The sequence below is a fragment of the Sphaerospermopsis reniformis genome (assembly GCF_005402885.1).
In the GTDB taxonomy this organism is placed as follows: domain Bacteria; phylum Cyanobacteriota; class Cyanobacteriia; order Cyanobacteriales; family Nostocaceae; genus Sphaerospermopsis; species Sphaerospermopsis kisseleviana.
The window spans coordinates 1-349 of the sequence record NZ_BJCE01000599.1 but is presented as its reverse complement, the minus strand read 5'-3'; the positions used below and the strand labels follow the sequence as shown (position 1 = coordinate 349).

General features: G+C 37.2%; 2 protein-coding genes. Both read right to left on the bottom strand.

What is annotated here, in order from left to right:
• Window positions 1-190 (bottom strand): zinc ribbon domain-containing protein (locus FFR48_RS30780; protein ID WP_443096401.1); only part of this gene is annotated, 190 nt, incomplete at its 3' end.
• Window positions 105-349 (bottom strand): IS200/IS605 family accessory protein TnpB-related protein (locus FFR48_RS28570; protein WP_236104248.1); only part of this gene is annotated, 245 nt, incomplete at its 5' end. The genes FFR48_RS28570 and FFR48_RS30780, both read right to left, overlap by 86 nt.

Genomic DNA, 349 nt, shown 5'->3' with positions numbered 1-349 from the left:
CACTATCTAGTCCACAGGCTAACACGATCAATCTGACCGCTTCTTGTTTTAAATTAATCGCAGCGTTTAAATCTCTGTCAATCTCAAAGCCACAACTATCACATTTAAACACTCTTTGAGATAATGACAGTGATGATTTCTTTTCTCCACAACCCCTCAGTCTTGCTACTCGGATAAAATCTATCCACAATTACTAACTTACTACCATACAGTTGTGTTTTGTATTCTAGCTGCCTTCTGAATTGATAAAAGCCCATATCAGCTATAGCTTTTGATAATTTCCCATTTGCTAACATCCCAGATACATTCAAATCTTCTATCCCTATCACCGCGTGGTTTTTGCTGATAT